The sequence below is a fragment of the Caulobacter sp. GW821-FHT11E11 genome (assembly GCF_058808315.1).
Genome location: NZ_JBXARO010000002.1, coordinates 633,273 through 652,587 on the forward strand (window position 1 = coordinate 633,273; position 19,315 = coordinate 652,587).

15 protein-coding genes and 1 riboswitch are annotated in these 19,315 nt (G+C 69.3%); of the genes, 10 read left to right on the forward strand and 5 right to left on the reverse strand.

From position 1 onward, the window contains the following. Positions 1-107 precede the first annotated feature (107 nt). Both AC1RR5_RS06970 and AC1RR5_RS06975 read left to right on the forward strand, forming a co-directional pair. On the forward strand, positions 108-1,436 hold the full coding sequence (locus AC1RR5_RS06970) for a GntP family permease (protein ID WP_492920462.1): 1,329 nt from the start codon (positions 108-110) through the stop codon (positions 1,434-1,436). Positions 1,437-1,507: 71 nt separating this feature from the next. Then, positions 1,508-3,811 (forward strand): beta-N-acetylhexosaminidase, encoded by a 2,304-nt coding sequence (locus tag AC1RR5_RS06975; RefSeq protein WP_492920463.1) that lies wholly within the window; start codon positions 1,508-1,510, stop codon positions 3,809-3,811. Between the two features lie 9 nt (positions 3,812-3,820). Here the strand turns inward: AC1RR5_RS06975 and AC1RR5_RS06980 are convergent, their stop codons facing one another. After that, entirely contained in the window at positions 3,821-5,095 is a 1,275-nt protein-coding gene (locus AC1RR5_RS06980; RefSeq protein WP_492920464.1) for an aminotransferase class III-fold pyridoxal phosphate-dependent enzyme, read from the reverse strand. Between the two features lie 82 nt (positions 5,096-5,177). On the opposite strand from AC1RR5_RS06980, the gene AC1RR5_RS06985 reads away from it, so the two are divergent. The 3 genes from AC1RR5_RS06985 to AC1RR5_RS06995 are packed head-to-tail and all read left to right on the forward strand — an operon-like array spanning position 5,178 to position 7,932. Beyond that, positions 5,178-6,122, forward strand: coding sequence for a carbohydrate kinase family protein (locus tag AC1RR5_RS06985; protein ID WP_492920466.1), 945 nt, complete (start codon positions 5,178-5,180; stop codon positions 6,120-6,122). After that, entirely contained in the window at positions 6,122-6,769 is a 648-nt protein-coding gene (locus AC1RR5_RS06990; protein WP_492920468.1) for a class II aldolase/adducin family protein, read from the forward strand. The genes AC1RR5_RS06985 and AC1RR5_RS06990 overlap by 1 nt, the downstream gene beginning before the upstream one ends. Then, complete coding sequence (locus AC1RR5_RS06995) at positions 6,766-7,932, forward strand: MFS transporter (protein ID WP_492920470.1); 1,167 nt, start codon at positions 6,766-6,768, stop codon at positions 7,930-7,932. Before AC1RR5_RS06990 ends, AC1RR5_RS06995 begins: the two co-directional genes overlap by 4 nt. Here the strand turns inward: AC1RR5_RS06995 and AC1RR5_RS07000 are convergent. From AC1RR5_RS07000 to AC1RR5_RS07015, 4 genes are all read right to left on the reverse strand, one after another. Continuing rightward, the gene (locus AC1RR5_RS07000) at positions 7,913-8,578 is read right to left on the reverse strand and encodes a TetR/AcrR family transcriptional regulator (protein WP_492920472.1); all 666 of its coding nucleotides are present in this window, start codon (positions 8,576-8,578) and stop codon (positions 7,913-7,915) included. The two genes, AC1RR5_RS06995 and AC1RR5_RS07000, sit on opposite strands and share 20 nt — an antisense overlap. Before the next feature lie 43 nt (positions 8,579-8,621). After that, complete coding sequence (locus AC1RR5_RS07005) at positions 8,622-10,880, reverse strand: TonB-dependent receptor (protein WP_492920473.1); 2,259 nt, start codon at positions 10,878-10,880, stop codon at positions 8,622-8,624. A 169-nt stretch (positions 10,881-11,049) separates the two neighbouring features. After that, the gene (locus AC1RR5_RS07010; RefSeq protein ID WP_492920475.1) at positions 11,050-11,790 is read right to left on the reverse strand and encodes a CbtA family protein; all 741 of its coding nucleotides are present in this window, start codon (positions 11,788-11,790) and stop codon (positions 11,050-11,052) included. 18 nt (positions 11,791-11,808) lie between these two features. Next, complete coding sequence (locus AC1RR5_RS07015; RefSeq protein WP_492920476.1) at positions 11,809-12,036, reverse strand: CbtB domain-containing protein; 228 nt, start codon at positions 12,034-12,036, stop codon at positions 11,809-11,811. Positions 12,037-12,228: 192 nt separating this feature from the next. On the opposite strand from AC1RR5_RS07015, the gene AC1RR5_RS07020 reads away from it, so the two are divergent. From AC1RR5_RS07020 to AC1RR5_RS07040, 5 genes are all read left to right on the forward strand, one after another. Further along, positions 12,229-12,786: a histidine phosphatase family protein gene (locus tag AC1RR5_RS07020; protein ID WP_492920477.1), complete on the forward strand. Its 558-nt coding sequence runs from the start codon at positions 12,229-12,231 to the stop codon at positions 12,784-12,786. Positions 12,787-12,805: 19 nt separating this feature from the next. Then, a riboswitch (cobalamin riboswitch) is annotated at positions 12,806-12,991 on the forward strand. 117 nt (positions 12,992-13,108) lie between these two features. Then, on the forward strand, positions 13,109-14,143 hold the full coding sequence (gene cobW, locus AC1RR5_RS07025; protein ID WP_492920479.1) for a cobalamin biosynthesis protein CobW: 1,035 nt from the start codon (positions 13,109-13,111) through the stop codon (positions 14,141-14,143). Next, positions 14,143-17,838, forward strand: a complete 3,696-nt coding sequence (cobN, locus tag AC1RR5_RS07030) for a cobaltochelatase subunit CobN (RefSeq protein WP_492920480.1) — start codon at positions 14,143-14,145, stop codon at positions 17,836-17,838. Before cobW ends, cobN begins: the two co-directional genes overlap by 1 nt. After that, the gene (gene cobO / locus AC1RR5_RS07035; protein ID WP_492920481.1) at positions 17,835-18,455 is read left to right on the forward strand and encodes a cob(I)yrinic acid a,c-diamide adenosyltransferase; all 621 of its coding nucleotides are present in this window, start codon (positions 17,835-17,837) and stop codon (positions 18,453-18,455) included. The genes cobN and cobO overlap by 4 nt, the downstream gene beginning before the upstream one ends. Continuing rightward, a complete protein-coding gene (locus tag AC1RR5_RS07040; RefSeq protein ID WP_492920482.1) occupies positions 18,452-19,306 on the forward strand; it encodes an ABC transporter substrate-binding protein in 855 nt (284 codons plus the stop codon). The genes cobO and AC1RR5_RS07040 overlap by 4 nt, the downstream gene beginning before the upstream one ends. The last annotated feature ends 9 nt before the right edge of the window (positions 19,307-19,315 follow it).

Genomic DNA, 19,315 nt, shown 5'->3' on the forward strand with positions numbered 1-19,315 from the left:
GTGAGGGTTTTGATTCCCCGATATCGCGATCGAACCCGCGATATCGGGGAATCGCTCTTTTCTTGTCCGATGGCGGAGCGTCTCCGCGTTTGAGGGAGAGGCTTCCGATGGTGTTCGCGGTCGTCGCGCTGATCGCGCTGCTGGTCGTGATGATCGGCTGGGGCAAGATCCCGCCCTTCGTCGCCTTCCTGCTGACCGCCCTGGTCGCGGCCCTGTGTTTCGGCATGCCGCTGGATCACGTGGCCAAGTCGATGGAGAAGGGCGTCGGCGACATGCTGGGCGGCCTGGCCGCCATCATCTGCCTGGGCGCCATGTTCGGCCGGTCGATCGCCGACAGCGGCGCGGCCCAGAGTATCGCCCGCACCCTGATCGGCGCGGTGGGCCTGCGCTTCATCCTGCTGGCCATGGCCCTGACCGGCCTGATCGTCGGCATCCCCCTGTTCTACAGCGTCGGCTTCGTGGTCATGGTCCCGTTGATCCTGACCATCGCCAAGCGCGCCGACCTGCCGCCGGTCTATGTGGGCCTGCCGTTGCTGTGCGGCCTGTCCGTGGCCCACGGTTTCCTGCCGCCGCACCCGTCGCCGGTCGCGCTGATCAGCCTGTTCGGCGCCGACACCGGCCTGACCCTGGGCTATGGCCTGGTCGTCAGCATCGCGGCGTTGGCCGTCGGCGGTCCGCTGCTGGCCCTGACCTTGAAGCGCTTCAACGCCGTGCCGCAGGCGCCGGCGGGTACGGAGATGGCGCTCGTCGTCACCGAGACCCCCGACGAGGCCACGCCCGGCGCGTTCAACAGCTTCACCACGGCCTTGCTGCCGGTCGCGCTGATCGCGGTGACCACGGTGCTCTTGGTGACGATCCCGGCGGCGTCGGCCGCCAAGCCGCTGGTCGGCTTCCTGGGGCAGTCGGTGGTCGTGCTGACCCTCTCGCTGATCTACGCCACCTTCAGCCTGGGCGTGCTGCGCGGCCAGGCCTTCACCGGCCAGATGGGCCGTTATGCCGACGCCCTGAAGGACGTCGCCGGCATCCTCTTGATCCTGGCCGGGGCAGGGGCGCTGAAGCAGGTGTTCATCGACGCCGGGATCAGCGACCAGCTGGGCGCCTGGCTAGGCGCGCTGCCGCTGCATCCGCTGGTGCTGGGCTGGCTGATCGCCATGGTCATTCGCGTGGCCCTGGGCTCGGCGACGATCGCCGGCCTGACGGCGGCGGGCCTGATCCAGCCGATGATGGCGGGCACGCACGTCGATCCGAACCTGATGGTCCTGGCCATCGGCGCCGGCAGCCTGATGTTCTCGCACGTCAACGACCCGGGCTTCTGGCTGTTCAAGGAGTATTTCGGCCTGACGCTGAAAGAGACCCTGCTGTCCTGGACGGTGATGGAGAGCCTGGTCGGCGTCGTGGGCCTGATCTGCGTGCTGGGCCTGAGCCTGGTCGTCTGATCCTTAGATCCAACCTTTCGAACACAACGATCAAGAGCCGCTGACAAGCGGCCGATCCTCGGGAGCCAACCATGTCCAGCATCCTTCGTCCCGTCGCCGCCGTGGTCGCCGCCGCTTTGCTGCCGGCGCCGGCCCTGGCCGCGCAGGCTTTCGCGGTGACCCCTGCGCCGGCTCAGCTGACGCCGCTGAAGGGTGAACTGGCCCTGCGCGCCGGTGACGCCGTCTGGATCGCGCCGGGCGACGCCGAGGCGCGCGCGGCGGCCCAATGGCTGGTCGACACCCTGGCCGCCACGCGCGGCGTGCGGCTGGTCATCAAGGAAGGCGCGGCCCCGGTCACTGGCGGCGTGGTGCTGACGCGCGGCGGGCCGGCCGGGGAGGGCTATGCGCTGGACGTCTCGTCCAAGCGCGCCGAGATCCGCGCCACGGACAAGGCCGGCCTGTTCTACGGCGCGGTGTCGCTGTGGCAGCTGGCGGCGCAGCCTAAGGCCGGCGCGCCGCTGCAAGTCCAGGCCGTTCGAATTGAGGACGCCCCGCGCTTCGCCTGGCGCGGCCTGATGCTGGACACCGCTCGCCACTACCGCAGCCCAGAGGTGATCAAGCGGATCATCGACGGCATGGCCAGCCTGAAGCTGAACACGCTGCACTGGCACCTGACCGACGACCAGGGCTGGCGGTTGGAGATCAAGAAGTATCCCAAGCTGACCGAGCATGGCGCGTGGCGTCAGCCGGCCGGCGCGGCGGGTTTCACGGCCTCGGGCGAGCCGGTGCGCTACGGTGGCGTCTACACTCAGGACCAGGCGCGCGAGATCGTCGCCTACGCCGCCACTCGCAACATCGTCGTGGTGCCCGAGATCGAGATGCCGGGCCACGCCCAGGCGGCGATCTCCAGCTATCCGCAGCTGGGCACGCGCCCGGCCGCCGAGAAGGTGATGGCCGACTGGGGCGTCTATCCCGACATCTTCAACGTCGACGACTCCACCTTCGCCTTCCTGGAGGACGTGCTGGACGAGGTGATGGCGATCTTCCCATCGCCCTACATCCACGTCGGCGGCGACGAGGCTTTGAAGGCGCAGTGGGAGGCCAGCCCAGCCGTCCAGGCCAAGATCAAGGCGCTGGGTCTGCCCGACGAGCACGCGCTTCAGAGCTACTTCATCCAGCGCATCGAAAAGCACCTCAACGCCAAGGGCCGCCGCCTGATCGGCTGGGACGAGATCCTGGAAGGCGGTCTGGCGCCCAACGCCACGGTCATGTCCTGGCGCGGGCTGGAGGGCGCGGTCGCCGCCGCCAAGCAGGGCCACGACACTGTGCTGGCGCCGGGGCCGGTGCTCTATTTCGACCATCGCCAGAGCACCTCGCCCGATGAGCCGCCCGGCCGGGGCAAGATGTCGACGCTGAAGACGGTCTACGCCTTCGACGCCGAGCCTTCCGAGCTGACGCCCGAGCAGCACAAGCATGTGCTGGGCGTGCAGGCCACGCTGTTCAGCGAGCACGTCCGCACCGACGACCGTGCCGTCGCCATGCTGTTCCCGCGCCTGGCCGCCCTAGCCGAGAACGCCTGGACGCCGCGCCAGGCCCAGAGCTGGGACCGCTTCGCCGATCGTCTGCCGGCGACTCTGGGCCGTCTGAGCGACCTGGGCTTGGCCTATGACCCCGTGCCGTTCGAGCCGCAGGCGTCGTTCGCCACGCCGGCCGAGACGATCGCGACCCAGCTCGACACCGGCCTGCAGGTCGGCCAAGTGCGCTACACGACTGACGGCAAGGAGCCGACCGCCAAGTCGCCTCCCTACCAGGCGCCGCTGGCGCTAAAGCCGGGCGTGCAGCTGAAAGCGCGGACCTTCCTCGACCAATATCCGCTGGGCCGGACACGCACCTGGGCGGTGACGCCGGAGCGGGCCATGACCCGCCGCTCGCATGAACTGACGCGCTGCACCGAAGGCCTGATCCTGAACCTCGAGGACGACGGCGCGAACGCCAAGGGCGAGCGCGCGACCTTCATGCTCGACATCCTCAATCCCTGCTGGATCTGGAAGGGCGCCGACCTGACCAACGGCGCCAAGCTGACCGTCACGGTCGGCCAGCTGCCGTTCAACTTCCAGCTGGGCAACAAGCTGGACCCGCTGCCGGTGCGTCCGCCGTCGCGACCCGAAGGCGAGCTGGAGGTGCGTTTCGGCTGCAAGGGCCCGCGCCTGGCCACCGTTCCGTTGACGGAGGCCGCCCGCAACAGCGCCCTGACCGAGCTGCAGGTCGACGTGCCGGGACGCGGTGTCGGCGACCTGTGCTTCACCTTCGCCAGCAAGGCGATCGAGCCGATGTGGGCGCTGTACAGCGTCAGGATTTCGCCAAACGCCACTGCCGAGGTGGCGTCGGCGAGATGAGGTCACGCGTCAGCCGGCCACCGAGTGCAGGAACTCCAGTTTGGCGACAGGCTCCAGCGGACCGGCGGCCTTCAGCAGCTTGAAGGCGTCGTCGGCGGCCTCGACCGCGTGGTCGATGTCGGCGTCGGTCATGGCCGTGGTGATGAACATGTTGTGCCAGGGGTGGAAGTAGACGCCGCGCTTGAGCAGGGCGTTGTTCCAGAAGTAGCCCTTGGCCCCGGTTGGGTCGTCATCGACCATGATCAGCGGCAGCTGGGCCGGGCCGGTCTGGCGCAGGCCAAAGCCGTGGCGGCCGGCGACTTCGTCCAGGCCCGTGCGCAGGCGTTCCCCCAGGGCGATGGTGCGCTCCAGATAGTCGGTCTCGCGGATCAGCTTCAGCGTCGCCAGCGAGGCGGCCATCGGCGCGGCCGAGAACCAGAACGAGCCGGTGGCGTAGATGGTAGCCGCCGCGAAGCGAGCGATCTCAGCGCCCAGCAGGGCCGAGATCGGGTGGCCGTTGGCGATGGCCTTGCCCCAGGTCGACAGGTCCGGTTTCACCCCGACCAGGGACCAGCTGCAGTCGCGCGCCAGGCGGAAGCCGGCGCGGACGTCGTCGACGATCAGTAGGGCGCCGTGCTCGTCGCATAGCTCGCGGGCCCGGCGGGCGTAGGCTGGGTCGGGCAGCTCCTGGTCGATGAAGGTGTCGTGCTTGATCGGCGAGGCGAAGATCGCCGCCAGGTCCGAGCCGGCCTCGCGGACGGCGGCCTCCAGGCTCTCGACGTCGTTGTATTCGTAGAACACCTGGTTGGCGCGGTCGGCGGGTGTCGTGCCGTTCTTCAGCGGCGTGCACCACGGCGCGGCCCCGTGATAGGCGCCCTTGGCCAGGACGATGGTCTTCTTCTGGGTGAAGTTGCGGGCGATCATCATCGCCATGGTCGTGGCGTCGGTGCCGTTCTTGCAGAACATCGCCCAGTCGGCGTGGGACACCTGGGCGGTCAGGGCCTCGGCCAGTTCGACCATGGCCTGACCGGGGCCGGTCATGGTGTCGCCCTGCTTCATGCGCTCGACATAGGCCTGGTCGATCGCGGCGTGACCGTAGCCGAACAGGTTGGGGCCGTAGCCGCACAGGAAGTCGACATAACGGTTGCCGTCGACGTCCCACAGATAGGCGCCTTCCGCTCGCTCGAAGAACTGCGGATAGTCGTCGGGCAGCAGCATGACTGACTGGTGGCCGTACATGCCGTTGGGGATCACGGCCATGGCGCGCTCGCGCAGCGCGGTGTCCTTGCTGTTGGTCCAGGTCATTGTCGCTGCCCGCCTATAAGATAGTTTTGACTATCATAATGGCTGAGGCATAGTGACTGTCAACTCACAGGGGGAGAGCGGCATGAAGACCGGCTTGGCGTGTATCGGGTTGACGACCTTGGACGTCGTGGCGCGCGCGATCGACGCGCTGCCGCAGGGAGAGGGGACGACCCTGATCGAGGGGATCGCCTGCGCGCCGGCCGGCACGGCGGCGGGCGCGGCCCTGGTCGCCGCGAAGCTGGGCATGCCGGTCAAGCTGGCCTCGGCGGTCGGCGACGACCTGATCGGCCGTTTCATCCGCATGGCCCTGGACGAGGCCGGCGTAGACCTGAGCGCGCTGGACACCCTGCCGGGCCTGCCCAGTTCGACGACGATGCTGGCGGTCGACTCGGCGGGGCGGCGGCCCAACTTCCACGCTCTGGGCGCGGGCATGCTGGCGGCGGCCACGCCCGAGGCCCTGGTGGCGGCGACGTCCTCGCGCTTCCTGCACTATGCCGGGATCGGCGGGCCGAGACTGGACGGCGGCGCCGGCGCCGACCTGGTCAAGGCGGCGCATGAGGCGGGCGCGATCGTGACCTGCGACCTGATCTCGCCCCAGGCCTCGGCGCTGGACGAGCTGAAGCGGCTGGCGCCATTCGTGGACTACTTCCTGCCCAGCGCGGCCGAGGCCCAGATGCTGACGGGCCAGGACGACCTCTTCGCCGCCGCCGATGTCTTCATCGGCCTGGGGGCCAGGAACTGCCTGATCAAGAACGGCGGCCGGGGCTCGGTCGTGGTGCTGGGCGGCGTCCGTACGACCCTGCCGGCCTATGCGATCAAGCCGATCGACACCACCAGCTGCGGCGACTCCTACTGCGCCGGCTTCATCGCGGCCCTGGACCGGGGCTGGCCGCCGCTGGAGGCCGCGCGTTTCGCCACGGCCACGGCAGCGCTGGTCGCCCAGGGCCTGGCCACGCTGGGCAAGCTGGAGAGCTTCGAAGCCACCGAGGCGGCCATGGGCCAGATGACCCTGAGCGAGGCTGCCTGATGGCGCTCGACGAAAGCGCTCTGCGCGAACGCATGGCCCAGGTCATGAAGGCCATGGACGACAAGGGCCTGAACCGAGGCACGTCCGGCAACGTCTCGGCCCGCTGCGGCGAGGCCATGCTGGTGACGCCCAGCGGCGTTCCGGCCTCGCGCTTGACCGCCGACCAGATGGTGCTGGTCCAGCCCGACGGCTCGACCGCCGCGGGGGCGCTGAAACCGTCCAGCGAGTGGCGGATGCACCAGGGACTGCTGGACCGCCGGCCCGACGTCGGCGCGGTGGTCCACTGTCATTCGCGCCACGCCACCATCCTGGCCTGCGCCAATAGGCCGATCCCGGCCGTGCACTACATGGTCGCCGTCAGCGGCGGCGTCAGCGTGCCGGTCGCGCCCTACGCCACCTTCGGCTCGAGCGAGCTGGCCCAGATCGTGGTCGAGACCCTGGACGGCCGCTACGCCGCCCTGATGGCCAATCACGGCCAGATCGTCATCGCCCCCAGCCTGGATTTCGCCCTGGCCATCGCCGAGGAGATCGAGGAACAGGCGGCGGTCTATTGGGGGACCCTGGCGATTGGCGGTCCGACCCTGCTGGCGGACGAGGAGATGAACCTCATTCTCCAGCGCTTCAAATCGTACGGGCAGGGCCGATGAGCGTTTCCGAAGCCGTTGTCGATATCGCGCCAGCTGCCGTGACCTCGCCGCCCCGGCAGGCGGCCGCCGTCGGTCAGGCCGTCGGCGTCGTGGCCTTGCTGATCGCGGGCCTGCAGCCGGTGATCCTGGGCGCGATGGAGCGGGAAGGGCGGCTCAGCACCGCCCAGATCGGCCTGGCCGCGACCGTGGAGCTGATGGCCCTGGGCGTCGCCTGCGGCATCGCCGCGGCGGTGTTCAAGCCCACCCGTATCCGACTGAAGATCGGCCTGGCGTGCCTGCTGCACGCGGCGGCGATGCTGGCGACCACCCTGACCAGCGGCCTTGGCGTCATCGTCATGCGCGGCGTGGCCGGAGCCTGCGCCGGGGTCATGCTGTGGCTGGCGATCGGCGTCATCGCGCGCTCGTCGCGGCCCGAGCGCGCCTCGGGCGTCTTCGTCACGGTCCAGACCTTCGCCCAGCTGGTGCTGGCGGCCGCCTTGCCGGCCACGGTCATGGAGCACTGGGGCGTCAACGGCGCCCTGGCGAGCCTGGCGGTGATCTCGCTGCTGGCCGCCATGGTCACCTTGGTCGGCCCCGACAGCCTGGCGCCGCTGGCCAGGTCCGAGGACGGTGGCCGTCTAGACGTCCGCTCCATGGGCGGGCTGGCCGCGGTCTTCCTCTACATGGCCTTCATCGTCGCCCTGTGGGTCTATCTCGAACCCCTGGCCGCCCAGGCGGGGTTGTCGCCGCGCGAGGCGGGACTGGCCGTCGCCCTGGCGCTGGGCCTCCAGGTCCTGGGCGGGGCGGCCGCGACCTTCGTCGGCGACCGCGTGCCGCCGGCCCGGATGCTGCTGGGTGTCGGGGCGATCAACGCCATCATCCTGGCGGCCTTGTGGAGTGGTCCCGGACGCGGCTTGTTCATCGCCTGCGTCGCGGCGTTCGGCTTCCTGTGGCTGTTCGCCCTGCCGTTCCAGACCCTGCTGTTGATCCGGATCGATCCGACCCGCCGCGCCTCGATGCAACTGGGCGCGGCTCAGCTGCTGGGCAGCAGCGCGGGGCCGCTGGCCGCCTCGCTGGTGGTCGGCGACGGCCCGGTGAAGCGCGCCCTGGCCCTGTCGGCGATCTGCCTGGCGCTGGCGCTCGCCCTGATCAGCCTGCTGAGGGCTAGGCGGTCCGTCGCGTGAGGTGCTGGTAGTACAGGGCGACCATCCAACAGATCTCCTCGTTGATCTGGTCCTCGTCCTGGTCGGGTTCTTCCAGGACCATCTCGGTGGCGGCGTACATCATCTGGGTCGTCAGCCGCGTGGCCGTGCGTAGACGGTCTTCGCTCACCTCGGGATTGGCCGCCTTCAGGATGTCGAACAGCGTCTGGGCGACCATGTCGCGTGACGTCGTCTGGACCTCCTGCAGCATGGGCAGGGCCCGCAGGGCGCGCAGGATCCAGTCGCCGCCCGGGAAATCGCGGGTGATGGCGTTGATCTGCTTTTGCAGGTCGCGGTTCTTGGCGACCGACTCCTCGATCGAGGACGACTGGGTCCCGCCGGCCTCCAGCCAGGCCAGCACCGCCTTGTCCTGGGCGTCCATCAGCCGATGGGCCAGTTCTTTGAGCAGCGCGTATTTGTTGGGGAAGTAGCGGTACAGGGCCGGCGGGGTCAGGCCGGCCCGCTCGCAGACCAAGTTCGTCGTCAGGCGCTCGAAGCCCACCTCGGCCAGCAATTCGCCGGCGGTGATCAGGATGACCTCGAACGTGTCCTTGCCGCGCCGCCGCGAGGGGCGCGACTTGGTGTCGAGCGAGGGCGATGCTGGTTTGGCGGCGGTGCTTCTGGCCATGAGGTCCTGATAGCAAGATTGCCCGCCGCCGACCAACTCCCGCCTAGTAGTGATAGCGCAGGAAGACGCCGAGGCTGCGCGGGCGGTTCAGGCTGAGCAGGTCCTCGCCCAGGCTGTCGATGTTGGAGATCGACACGACATAGGTCTTGTCGAACAGGTTGCGGGCGAAGGCGCCGGCCTCGATCTTCTGGTCCGGCGAGCGCCAGCTGACCTGGGCGCCGGCGATCCACACCGAGTCCTGCGACAGGCGCTGGGCGTTCGAGTTGTCGAAATAGACCTTGGACGAATAGTTGGCGTCGACATTGGCCACGATCGACGACCCGTTGGCCAACGGCGCCACCCAGGTCGCGGCGGTGTTGAAGGTCACCTTCGGCGATTGCGGCAGGCGGTTGCCGGTGAAGTCCTGGCCTTCGCTGAAATACTCGCCGAACTTGGCGTGCAGCAGCGAGACGCCGGCCGTCAGGGTCAGGGGCTGGATCGGCCGTGCGGTGATCTCAGCCTCGCCGCCATAGACCTTGGAGTTGGCGGCGTTATCCAGCACCAGCACCGTCAGGCCGTTGCGCAGCGCCTGGGCGAACACCTGCTGGTTCTTGTAGTCGTAGTAGAAGCCCGACACGTTCAGTCGCAGGCGGCGGTCGAAGAACTCCGACTTCATGCCCACTTCGTAGGCGTCGAGGGTCTCGTTGTCGTAGGGCTCGACCTCTTCGGGCGTGGTGGCCAGGCCGCCGAAGAAGCCGCCGCTCTTATAACCGCGGTTGTAGGTGGCGTAGACATTGGTGTCGGGTGTCACCTCGTAGCGCAGGCCCAGACGCCCCGAGAATGCGGAGAACGTCTTTTTCTGGTCCGAGGTCAGCAGGACGATCAGGCCATCCTCGATCTGGCTCTGGTAGTTCATGTGCTTCTTGTCGGCCGACCAGCGCAGGCCGACCGTGCCGGTCAGCTTGTCTGTGAGCTTGTAGTCGGCCTGGCCGAAGACGGCGTAGCCCTTGGTCTTCTGGGTGTAGGGCCAGCCGAACACCGCGACGCTGTCGGCGGGGCTGATCCCCGTGGGATTGTCGGGCGCGATGAAGAACGGGCGGAAGTCGCGCAGGGTGTCCTGGCGGGTGTTGTCCTGGACCGTCTCGTCCATGAAGTAGCCGCCCAGCACCCAATTCAGGCGCGCGGACGGGGTGTCGGATTGCAGGCGCAGTTCCTGGGTGAACTGGCGCTGGCGGGAGCGGTAATTGATCTCCAGCATCTGCAGTGGGCTGCCGTCGGTGTTCTCGACGTCGTTGCGATGGGCCCATTGCCAAGCCGTGACCGAGACCAGCTGCAGGCCGCTGAACGACCAGGTCGCCTGGGTCGAGGCGCCGAACAGGTCGACCTTGTCCTTGCCCTCCAGGTTGGCGTCGATGGCGCGTGGATTGCCGTCGGTATCGGCATAGCCCATCAGATCGGTGCAGGCGCCGCTGGAATAGGCGGTTGGAGCGCAGAGACCGTCGGGGCCCGTGGCGGCGGCCGTGCCGGGGAACAGCGCCCGGTGTTGCGGGGCGATGGCGTCGCCGCGGTTCACGTAGCGGCTGACCTGGGTCAGCAGCTCGAAGTCGTCGGTCGGCGTATAGAGCAGCGACAGGCGGCCGGCCCAGTGGTCGGCGGCGTTGACGTCGTTCCCAGTTGTGCGGTTGTAGGTGTAGCCGTCGTCCTTGACCCATTGGCCGGCGGCGCGGAAGGCCAGCTTGTCGGCGATGATCGGTCCGCCCACGGCTGCCTCGGCGGTCACGGCGTTGAAGGTGGCGTACTCCAGCGACGCGTCGGCGGTGAAGGTCTGGCTGGGCCGCTTGGTGGTGATGTTGATGGCGCCGCCGTTGGTGTTGCGGCCGTACAGCGTGCCTTGCGGGCCGCGCAGCACCTCGACCTGGGCCAGGTCGAAGAAGCCGGCCATCTGGGCCAGGGGCGAGCCGACATAGACGCCGTCGACATAGACGCCGACGCCGCTGGAGGCATTGGGGTTGAAGTCGCTGAGGCCCACGCCGCGGATGTAGATCTTGGGATTGGCGGCCGCGTCATTGGCGCTGATCCGCATGCCGGGGGCCATGTTGTTCAGGGCCAGCACGTTGTTGACGCCCCGCGCCTGCAGGGTGTCGGCGGTCAGGGCGGTGACCGAGACCGGAACGTCCTGCAGGTTCTCTGCGCGCTTCTGGGCGGTGACGACGATCTCGGCGATCGCCGTGTCGTCCTGCGCCGGCGGCGACGGCGTCTGAGCCGCGGCGATGCCGGTCGAAAGCGCCAGGACGGCGCACCCCATGAACATAGGCGCCTTCATATCGCACTCCCCTAAATCCAGTACTCCGACTGGTCGGCCACATTACGATAATAAAAACTATCTCAATGCAAGAGGCCTGGAGGCAAGCCGTGGGGATGCGATCGGGCGCCAAGCCAAGCTCGGCGCCCGCTTTGAAGGCGAGGTTGATTTGAAAGCGATCGGTTGGAGGCTAGCCGCGCTGGATGACGCGCTTGGCCAGGGCGCCGAAGCCCACGCCGATCACCGTCCACAGCAGGGCCTGCATGCCGATCGAGGCGATGCGGAAGTTCCACAGCACGACGGCCGGGAAGTCGCCCGGCGCCTCGTTGATCCTGGGCAGCATCGCCTGGGTGACAGAGATCAGCACGACATAGGCGGCGACGGCGGCGAAGCCGGCGTTCAGCGCGCCCAACCGGGCCTGCAGCTTGCGGCCGACGTTCAGGGCCGTGACGGCCGAGATCACCGAAAGCGCGATCATCAGGAAAAAGGCCGCCGTGCGCAGGGCGACGGTCTCGTGCTGGCCGACGGCGGGCGGGGTGGGCGGATATTTCAGGGCCGGGATCAGGCTGACGGCGACGAAGGCCGCGCCGGCCAGCGCCAGCGCCAGGACGCGGGGGCTCAGGCGCGCCCAGCGGCCATAGGCATAGGCGAACACCAGGGCGAAGATCCCGCCGACGGCGGCGCCGTACAGGGTGACGGCGGTCAACAGGCCCAGGCCCTTCTGGGTCGAGCGGCTGACCAGTTCGGGTTCAGGCTCGGCCGCCGGCGCCGCACCATGGGCCATGTGCGCCATCTCGACCTGCGCGTGCGAGGCCTCGAAGGCGATGGCCAGGTCGACCTGGGGTTCGGCGAAGACACGCGCGAAGACGAACGCGAACAGGGCGGCGATGACGCCGGCCAGCATGCCGCGCCAGAGAAGCTGTGGGGTCATGAGTATGCTCGGCCCCGCCTAGTGGCAGGGGAAGCCCATCAGGTGACGGCCGTCATGCACGAACTCGTGGACGTACATGCCCTTGAACAGCGACAGCGCGCCCTGTTCGGTGCTGACGAAATACAGGCACACCAGCGCCAGCAGCACGCCGAAGACGGCCCAGGGCGCGATGTCCTTCAGCGGGATCACGGCGTCTTCGCCGATCGGGATGAAGACGTCGTCGGAAATCGTATGGGCCGTGGCCATCGTGTCGCTCTCCCTGGGATTTTCGCGTCCCGGCGCTGAACAAAACCTGGGAAGGGTCTGACTCTCGACGGCGGAGAACCGCTCGCCGATCACAGTGGCGCGACCGCGCCGGAGTTTCACCGGCTTCCTTCCAAGGTCAGGTTCGAGCTAGGTGGCGTTGCTGTGCGTCGTCAAGATTTATCGGAGCCTGCCTTGGCCACCCGTCTTGTTTTTCTGTGCCATGCCGCGACGGTCTCCATGCGCGAGGGCGGCTTTCCGGATCCGGACGAGGCGATCGACGACGCCGGCCGCGCCGGGGCGAAGGCGCTGGCGCTGCGGCCCGCGCCGCAGCGCGTCTTCGTCGCGCCCTCCCTGGCCGCACGCCAGACGGCGGAGGCGCTGGGGCTCGAGGCGGTTGTGGAGCCAGCCCTGGCCGATACCGATCACGGCGCCTGGTGCGGTCGCGGTCTGGCCGAAATCCATGCCGAGCAGCCCGAGATCCTGATGGGCTGGATCGCCGATCCGGCCGCCGGCGCGCCGGGTGGCGAGGCCTTCTCGACGGTCGTGGCCCGGGTCGGCGCCTGGATCGACGCCCAGGCGCCGCGCGACGAGCGGATCCTGGCGGTGACCCATCAGCCGGTGATGCGCGCCGCCTTGGCCCATGTCCTGGACATCCCGCCGCCGGCCGCCTTCCGGATCGATATCGCGCCGCTGGCCCTGCTGACCCTGTCGTTCAATCGGCAATGGCGGTTCCAAAGCCTGACCGCTTGACCCCACGCGGGGGTCAGCCTACGCCCGTCGTCGTGAAGGCATGGAGGCGAAAGCCTCCGGGAATGCGGTGACCAATCCGCGGCTGCCCCCGCAACTGTGATCGTCCGTCGATCGCCCCGGCACACGCCACTGGGACTCTCGTCCTGGGAAGGCGCCGAGGCGGGAGGGCGTAAGCCAGGAGACCGGCCTTCACGAATATTGATGCGACCGGGCGGGGTGCACCGGTGCGGCAAGGCATGGCCTTCCGGACGCCCCGCGTCTGCACGGCCCTGCGCGCCGTTCCTTGCCCCGTCTGGCGACAGCCAGAGGCAGGGACGACAAGATGGCCAGAATTCCAACGACCGTGGTGACCGGCTTCCTGGGCGCGGGCAAGACCACCCTGATCCGCCACCTGCTGGAGAACGCCGGCGGCCGGCGCCTAGCCGTGGTGGTCAACGAGTTCGGCGATGTCGGCATCGACGGCGAGATCCTGCGCGGCTGCGGGGTCGAGGGCTGCTCGGACGACGACATCCTGGAGCTGGCCAATGGCTGCATATGCTGCACCGTCGCCGACGACTTCCTGCCGACTCTGCAGAAGCTGATCGACCGCCCGAACCCGCCCGAGCACATCCTGATCGAGACCTCGGGCCTGGCCTTGCCCAAGCCCCTGGTCAAGGCCTTCACCTGGCCGGATGTGCGCACCCGCGCCACGGTCGACGGGGTGGTGGCGATGATCGACGCCGAGGCGGTGGCGGCAGGCCGTTTTGCCCATGACGAGGCGGCGCTGAGCAAGGCGCGCCTGGCCGATCCGACCCTCGACCACGACACGCCGCTGGAGGAGCTGTTCGAGGAGCAGTTGGGCTGCGCCGACCTCGTGATCCTCAACAAGACCGACCTGATCGACGCCGAGACCCTGGCCCGCGTCGAGGCCTCGCTGGCCGAGCACCTGCGGCCGGGCGTCAAGGTGGTGCATGCCCGCCAGGGCGCGCTGGATCCGGCCGTGCTGCTGGGCCTGGGCGTCGGGGCCGAGGACGATCTCGACAGCCGCAAGTCGCACCATGAAGGCGAGGACGATCACGACCACGATGACTTCGACAGCTTCGTGGTGCGCGGCGGCGGGGTGACCGATGTCGAGGCCCTGACCGCTGGCCTGCTGGCCGCGCTCACGGCCCACGACATCCTGCGCCTGAAGGGCGTGGTGGCGGTGTCGGGCAAGCCGGCCCGCCTGATCGTCCAGGCCGTCGGCCCGCGCATCCAGACCTATTTCGACCGACCCTGGCGCGAGGGCGAGGCCCACGCCTCGTCGCTGGTAGTGATCGGCGAAAAGGGCATCGACCAGGCGGCGATCGCGCCGATCGTCGAGGCCGCACTGGCCTGATGCACCTGCTGGCGGTCCAGCCGGGGCAGGTCCTCGACGGCGAGGAGGCGGTCGACCTGGGGCAGAGCCCCGGCGACATCGTCGTCCTGTCGGCCGCCGACAGCGATCTCGCATGCCTGTCTCAGGCCCTGGCCGGACTGCCAGGCGACTTCCCGACGGTGCGGCTGGCCAACCTGCTGCGGCTCAAGCATCCGCTGTCGGTCGATCTCTATGTCGACAGCGTCGTCGACAAGGCCAAGATCGTCGTCGCCCGCCTGGTCGGCGGCCGCGCCTACTGGCCCTACGGCCTGGACGAGATCGCCGCCTCGTGTCGGCGGCGCGGCGCGCTGTTCGTGGCGTTGTTGGACGAGCAAGCCGATGGCGAGGGGCGGGCGATTTCCGTCGCGCCGACAGAGGTTTGTGATCGGATCTTCGCCTATCTGCGCCAGGGCGGCATCGCCAATGCCCGTAACCTGCTGCTCTATGCCGCCGACCTGATCGGCCAGCCGCGTGGCGAGTGGAACGAGCCCGCCGCGCTGCTGGATGCGGGGTTCTACTGGCCGGGCCAGCGGCTGACGGACCTGGCGGGTCTCACCGAGGCCTGGTCGCCGGAGCGGCCCAAGGCGGCGCTGGTCTTCTACCGGGCCCTGGTGGCGGCCGGGACGACCCAGGCGATCGACGCCCATATCGCGGCGCTGGTCGCGCGCGGCTTCGATGTCACGCCGATCTTCGTCCAGAGCCTGAAGAACCCGTTCGCCGCCAAGCTGATCGCCGGGACCTTCGACCGGATTCGGCCCGACATCGTGCTGAACGCCACGGCCTTCGCGGTGTCCAATCCGGGCGACGACCGCCGGGCCAGCCCCTTGGAGACCAGCGGCGCGCCGGTGCTGCAGCTGGTGTTCGCGGGCCTGGATCGCGCGGCCTGGGAGGCCAGCCTGCGCGGCCTGGGCGTGCGGGACCTGGCGATGAACGTCGCCTTACCGGAACTGGACGGGCGGGTGCTGGCTGGGGCCACGGCCTTCAAGGCGGCGCTGCGCCACGATCCTCGGACGCAATGCGACGTGGTCAGCCACGCGCCGGCGGAGGACAACATCGCCTTCGCCGCCGACCTGGCGCGGGGCTGGGCGGACCTGCGCCGAGCGCCGGCCCTCGAGCGCCGGGTGGCGCTGGTGATGGCCAACTACCCCAACCGGGACTCGCGTCTGGGCAACGGTGTGGGGCTGGACACGCCCGCCAGCGTCACGGCGATCCTGAAAGCGCTCGGGTTGGCTGGCTACCACGTCGACGGCGCGCCCGAGGCCTCGGCGGACCTGATGGATCGGCTGAGGGGCGGGGTCACCAATGCCGGTGTCGCCGGCCGCGCGGCCGGACCGAGCTTGTCGCTGGCGGACTACGAGGCCTTCTTCGCATCCCTGCCGAAGACGACCCGCGCCGCCGTGACCGCGCGCTGGGGAGAACCGGCCAGGGACCCGGCCTTCGCGGACGGACACTTCCGCCTGCCGCTGCATGTCTTCGGCAATGTGGTTGTCGGGGTTCAGCCGGCGCGTGGCTACAACATCGACCCGAAGGCGACCTATCACGATCCGGACCTGGTCCCGCCGCACAACTACCTGGCCTTCTACGCCTGGCTGCGGACGGCTTTCCGAGCTCATGCGGTGATCCATGTCGGCAAGCACGGCAACCTCGAATGGCTGCCGGGCAAGGCGCTGGCGCTATCGAGCGCCTGTTTCCCGCAGGCCATCGCCGGACCGATCCCGCAACTCTATCCGTTCATCGTCAACGATCCGGGCGAGGGGACGCAAGCCAAGCGCCGGATCGGTGCGGTGATCATCGACCACCTGACGCCGCCCCTGACCCGCGCCGAGAGCTATGGCCCGCTCAAGGCGCTCGAGGCCCTGGTCGACGAATATTACGACGCCGCCGGCCTGGACCCGCGTCGCCTCAAGCCCCTGCGCGAGGAGATCCTGGCCCTGGCCGCCAGCCAGGGGCTGGACGTCGACTGCGGCATGGACCTGGCCGATGAGGACCAGGCCCTGTCGGCGCTGGACAACTATCTGTGCGACCTCAAGGAGGTGCAGATCCGCGACGGCCTGCACGTGTTCGGCGCCTCGCCGGAGGGCCGGCTGCGCGACGACCTCGTCGTGGCCCTGGCCCGCACGCCGCGCGGCCTGGGCAAGGGTGGCGAAGCCTCGCTGCTACGCGCCCTGGCCGACGATCTGGGGCTCGCTTTCGACCCCCTAGCCGTGACCCTGGGCGAGGTCTGGACGAGCGCAAAGCCCCCGGTGCTGGCGGCGTTGTCGGACGACCTATGGCGGACGGCCGGCGATACGGTCGAGCGTCTGGAGCTGCTGGCCTCACGCTTGATCGCTGGAGCTAACGCCGACCCGGCCTGGACCCGTACGGCCGTCGTGCTGGACGAAGTCCGCGAGCGTCTGCTGCCCCGCGTCGAAGCTTGCGGCGCTGCCGAGATGGCCGCGTTGCTGACCGGCCTCGACGGCCGCTTCGTCGCGCCGGGACCGTCGGGCGCGCCCACGCGCGGACGCCCCGACGTCCTGCCCACCGGCCGCAACTTCTACTCCGTCGACACCCGCGCCGTGCCGACCCCGACCGCCTGGCGTCTGGGCTGGGCGTCGGCGCAGTTGCTGGTCGAAGACCACCTGCAGCAGGTCGGCGACTATCCCAAGGCCGTGGCGCTGTCGGCCTGGGGCACGGCCAACATGCGCACCGGCGGCGACGACATCGCCCAGGCCCTGGCGCTGATGGGCTGCCGGCCGACCTGGGAGGCGGCGACGGGCCGGGTGACCGGGTTCGACATCTTGCCGCTGGCGACCCTGGGCCGGCCGCGTGTCGATGTGACTTTGCGCATCTCCGGCTTCTTCCGTGACGCGTTCGGCCCGCAGATCGACCTGCTGGACAGCGCCGCCCGCGCGGTGATGACCCTGGACGAGCCGCCCGAGGACAACCCCGCCGCCGCCCGCTTCCAGGCCGAGGGCGGCGACGAGGCGGCGGGCGCGCGGGTGTTCGGCTCCAAGCCCGGCGCCTATGGCGCGGGCCTGCAGGCGATGATCGACGAGAAGCTCTGGACCGACCGCGCCGATCTCGCCGAAGCCTTCCTGGTCTGGGGCGGTTGGGCCTATGGCGCGGGCGGGGAGGGCGAGGCGGCCCGGCCGCTGCTGGAGCGCCGTCTGACCGCCGTCGACGCGGTGATCCACAACCAGGACAACCGCGAGCACGACCTGCTGGACAGCGACGACTACTACCAGTTCGAGGGCGGGCTGACGGCGACCGTCACGGAGCTGAAGGGCGTCGCGCCGCGCGTCTATCACAACGACCATTCGCGACCCGAGCGGCCGGTGATCCGCACCTTGGAGGACGAGATCGGCCGCGTGGTCCGCGCGCGTCTCGTGAATCCCAAGTGGATCGCCGGCGTCATGCGCCACGGCTACAAGGGCGCGTTCGAGATCGCCGCCAGCCTCGACTACCTTTTCGCCTTCGCCGCTACGACCGGAGCGGTGAAGGACCACCATTTCGACCTGGCCTATGACGCGCTGCTGGCCGACGAGGCCGTGGCCGAGTTCATGCGCGACGCCAATCCCGACGCCCTGCGCGAGGCCGCCGAGCGCCTGCTGGAGGCCGTCGAGCGTGGCCTCTGGCGTCCCCGATCCAACAGCGCCGCCGTGCGCCTCGCCCAACTCGCCCAGGAGATCGCCCCGTGACGGACGACACCGACGACACCGACCTCAACGCAAAGCACAACGCCAAGATGGCCAAGATCCAGACGGCCCGCGCCAAGATGATGGCCGAGCGCCAGATCGAGAAAGGCCTGCTGATCGTCAATACCGGCCCCGGCAAGGGCAAGACCACGGCGGCCTTAGGCATGGTCTGTCGCGCCATTGGCCATGGCCAGAGGGTTGCCGTGATCCAGTTCGTGAAGGGCGCGTTGCAGACCGGCGAAAAGGTGGTGTTCGACGCCTTTCCCGACCAGGTCGAGTTCAAGCCGATGGGCGAGGGCTTCACCTGGGACACCCAGGACCGCGCCCGCGACATCGCCGTGGCGCGCGAGGCCTGGGAAGTGGTCAAGGCCCGCATCGCCGATCCGGACATCGACATGGTGGTGGCCGACGAGCTGAACATCGTCCTGCGCTACGAGTACCTGCCGGTCGAGGAGGTGGTCGAGGCGATCGTCAATCGCCCCGAGGGCAAGCACGTGATCGTCACCGGTCGCAACGCGCCCCAGGCCCTGATCGACGCCGCCGACCTCGTCACCGAGATGACCGTGATCAAGCATCCGTTCCGGTCAGGCGTGAAGGCCCAGGCGGGGATCGAGTTTTGATCCTGACCCGCCGGGCGGCCGCGGCCGGCCTCTTGTCCCTGACCGCCGGCGCGGCGCCCGAACGGGCCCAACGCATCGTCTCGATCGGCTCGTGCCTGGACATCGTGCTGATGGAGGTCGCCGACCGCCGGCAGATCGCCGCGCTCAGCCATTTCTCGCGTGATCCGGACGTCTCGACCATGGCGACGCGCGCGCGGACCTATCCCTTCACACATGAGGGCGCCGAGGAGGTGGTGGCGCTGAGCCCGGACCTCGTTTTGGCGAGCAAACGCTCGGGCCTCTACACGCGCTCGGCGTTGAAGGCGCGGGGCCTGCCTGTCGTCGAGTTCGATGTGCCCAACACCGTCGAGGCCAGCCTGGAGCAGGTCCGCAAGATCGCCGAGCTGGTCGGCAATCCCGCGCGCGGCGAGGCGGTGGTCGCCCGGATCGACAAGGCCCTGGCCGAGGCCACGCCCAAGCCGGGCGAGCCGCGCCTGGGAGCGTTGGTCTATCAGTCGGGCGGGCTGGTCGCCGGGCGCGGCACGCTGGTCGGCGACATGCTGGAGCGCTGCGGCTTCGAGAACCTGGCCAGCCGCTACGGCCTCAAGAAGTGGGGCAATGTCCCGCTGGAGGCCCTGCTGGCCGATCCGCCGACCGTGCTGCTGGCCGGCTCGCGCTGGGAAGGCGCGCCCAGCTGGGCGGACCGGGTGGTCAACCATCCGGCCCTCAAGAGCCTGGAGCCGAACACCTTCCGCGGCGTCTTCCACCAGCGGCTGCTCTATTGCGGCGGGCCGGTGCTGGTCCAGACCGCCGCGACCCTGACCAAGGCGCGCAAGGACGCCCTGGCCTGGAACGCGCGGCGGGGGCGTTGAGCGTACCGC

Coding starts and splice junctions, on each gene's coding strand:
- AC1RR5_RS07015 (WP_492920476.1), bottom strand. CDS start 12,036: ATGGCCACGGCCCATACGATTTCCGACGACGTCTTCATCCCGATCGGC.
- AC1RR5_RS06970 (WP_492920462.1), top strand. CDS start 108: ATGGTGTTCGCGGTCGTCGCGCTGATCGCGCTGCTGGTCGTGATGATC.
- AC1RR5_RS07010 (WP_492920475.1), bottom strand. CDS start 11,790: ATGACCCCACAGCTTCTCTGGCGCGGCATGCTGGCCGGCGTCATCGCC.
- AC1RR5_RS07000 (WP_492920472.1), bottom strand. CDS start 8,578: ATGGCCAGAAGCACCGCCGCCAAACCAGCATCGCCCTCGCTCGACACC.
- AC1RR5_RS06980 (WP_492920464.1), bottom strand. CDS start 5,095: ATGACCTGGACCAACAGCAAGGACACCGCGCTGCGCGAGCGCGCCATG.
- AC1RR5_RS07005 (WP_492920473.1), bottom strand. CDS start 10,880: ATGAAGGCGCCTATGTTCATGGGGTGCGCCGTCCTGGCGCTTTCGACC.
- AC1RR5_RS06975 (WP_492920463.1), top strand. CDS start 1,508: ATGTCCAGCATCCTTCGTCCCGTCGCCGCCGTGGTCGCCGCCGCTTTG.
- AC1RR5_RS06990 (WP_492920468.1), top strand. CDS start 6,122: ATGGCGCTCGACGAAAGCGCTCTGCGCGAACGCATGGCCCAGGTCATG.
- cobN (WP_492920480.1), top strand. CDS start 14,143: ATGCACCTGCTGGCGGTCCAGCCGGGGCAGGTCCTCGACGGCGAGGAG.
- AC1RR5_RS06985 (WP_492920466.1), top strand. CDS start 5,178: ATGAAGACCGGCTTGGCGTGTATCGGGTTGACGACCTTGGACGTCGTG.
- AC1RR5_RS06995 (WP_492920470.1), top strand. CDS start 6,766: ATGAGCGTTTCCGAAGCCGTTGTCGATATCGCGCCAGCTGCCGTGACC.
- cobW (WP_492920479.1), top strand. CDS start 13,109: ATGGCCAGAATTCCAACGACCGTGGTGACCGGCTTCCTGGGCGCGGGC.